Source organism: uncultured Rikenella sp. (assembly GCF_910577125.1).
In the GTDB taxonomy this organism is placed as follows: Bacteria; Bacteroidota; Bacteroidia; order Bacteroidales; family Rikenellaceae; genus Rikenella.
Genome location: NZ_CAJTMN010000179.1, coordinates 1 through 2094, shown reverse-complemented (window position 1 = coordinate 2094; position 2094 = coordinate 1). Strand labels below are relative to the sequence as shown.

General features: G+C 62.0%; 2 protein-coding genes. One reads left to right on the top strand and one right to left on the bottom strand.

The window, feature by feature from the left end; genetic code table 11:
- Positions 1 to 58: 58 nt before the first annotated feature.
- Positions 59 to 532, bottom strand: a complete 474-nt coding sequence (locus QZ292_RS10340) for a hypothetical protein (protein WP_294601270.1) — start codon at positions 530 to 532, stop codon at positions 59 to 61.
- Between the two features lie 176 nt (positions 533 to 708).
- Between QZ292_RS10340 and QZ292_RS10335 the strand changes: the two genes are divergently transcribed.
- Complete coding sequence (locus QZ292_RS10335) at positions 709 to 2019, top strand: competence/damage-inducible protein A (RefSeq protein WP_294601268.1); 1311 nt, start codon at positions 709 to 711, stop codon at positions 2017 to 2019.
- Positions 2020 to 2094: the final 75 nt, after the last annotated feature.

Sequence of the window (2094 nt, the reverse complement as noted above, 5' to 3'; positions counted from 1 at the left end):
TCCGCGCGCCTTGGGAAATCTTGTCAAAATGTGCTAACACATTTTGACGATTCCCTTTTTAAGGCGTGGCGCGCGGTCGAGCTTGGTGCTGTTCTTTGTCCGCGCGCTGGCGGAAATCTTGTTCAATGCGCAAGTCGCTTTGAACGATTTCCTTTTCCAGCAGTCGCGCGCGGTTCAAGCTTTGCCCCGGATAGAACTGGCCTCGGGCCGGCCAGGCCCCACGTCCCGTGGACGGGCGAAACTTGCGTTTCGCTGCGGCCGTGTCTGCTTCCGTTTCTTCCGAGAGGCAACGCAACTGAAAACCGTGGCTGCGACTGTTCGCATAGCTGAAGAGAATAGCCCGCGTACCGAAATGCAGATATATTCCGTTGATGTCGCTCGCTGTGGCGGACCAGCTGAATCCGAGGTCGCCGGTATAGGCAAGCTCACCTGCGGCGACCGTATAACCGAAGTCGCGGTAGCCCGGGGCGCACCCACAGGGTGTTTTATTGGCTGTGTCTGCTCTCCGCGCGCCTTGGAAAATCTTATTCAAACAAACCAAATTTGTTTGAATGATTTTCCTTTTAAGGCGTGGCGCGCGGTCGAGCTGCAACTGCCCTCGGGCCGGGCAGGCCCCGCGTGCCCGCGGTGGGCAAATGGCTGGAGTAACCCAACTCCTCGCCCCGTTCTCTGGCCGCGCACTTATATCCAATCTACTCTGAGAAAAATATGGTTAGCATCGAATTAATTACGGTGGGCGACGAACTGCTCATCGGACAGGTGGTCGACACCAACTCGGCCTGGATCGGACGCGAGCTCGGAAACATCGGGGCGCAGGTCGACCGGATCGTCTCGGTACACGACACGGCAAACGACATCACAGAAGCGGTTCGGACGGCTCTGGAACGGGCCGACGCGGTCATCATGACCGGCGGCCTCGGGCCCACGCGCGACGACATCACGAAACGGACGCTCGCCGAACTCTTCTCCGGAGGGCGGATGGTGCGCGACGAGGCGGTCTTCGAACACGTGCGCCGGATGACGGCCGAACGAGGCATCGTGTTCAACGAGCTGAACCAGGCCCAGGCCGATGTGCCGGAGGGATGCACGGCACTGCCCAACCGGCTGGGAACGGCTCCCGGAATGCTCTTCGTGCACAACGCAGGAGAGCGGGAGAGGCTGCTCTTTTCGTTGCCGGGGGTGCCGTTCGAGATGAAGGCGCTGGTCGAAGAGCAGGTGATTCCGCAGATCCGCCGCCATTTCGACCTCCGGGCGGTGGTACACCGCACGATGATGACTTTCGGGCTGGCCGAATCGGCGCTGGCGGCCACCATCGCGCCGTGGGAAGAGGCGCTGCCGGAGTGGCTCCATCTGGCCTACCTGCCCAACCCGCGGGGGATTCGGTTGCGGCTGTCGGCCTACGACGTCGAACCGCAAGCGGCACGGGCGGAGATCGAGGCGCGGTTCCGGGCGCTCGACGAGTACATTGCGCCGTACCTATTAGGATATGAACCGGCTTCGGTGGAGTCGGCGGTGGCGAAGTTGCTGACGGAGCGGGGGGCGACGCTGGCTGTCGCGGAGTCGTGTACGGGGGGAAGTATCTCGGCCCGGATCACGGCCCTGGCGGGGGCGTCGGACTACTACCTCGGGGGGGTGACTTCGTACAGCAACGCGGCGAAAACGGCGATGCTGGGGGTCTCGGCGGCCGATATCGAACGGCACGGGGCGGTGAGCGAGACGGTGGCGCGCCAGATGGCGGAAGGGGCTTTACGACGGTTCGGGGCGGACTTTGCCGTCTCGACAACGGGCGTGGCAGGGCCGGGAGGCGGAACGCCGGAGAAACCGGTGGGAACGGTCTGGATGGGGTTGGCGTGGCGCGAACCGGGCAGCGAAACGGGGGTACAGACTTTCGCCCGGCTGATGCGGTTCGGGGAGCTCCGCGAACAGAACATCGAACGGGCGGCGACGCATGCGCTGAACATGCTGCGGCTCCATTTGCTGGGCTTCCCGGAGGCGTTCCAACAAACAGGTATGCTTTAATAACTGTTCGAATATCCGTATTTGCCCGGGAGGGTACTGTTCTCTTTGTGAACAAAGAGAACCAGAAAAACTTTA

Bases quoted from the DNA above. Each gene is read 5' to 3' on its own strand.
- QZ292_RS10335 (WP_294601268.1), top strand. From the start codon at position 709: ATGGTTAGCATCGAATTAATTACGGTGGGCGACGAACTGCTCATCGGA.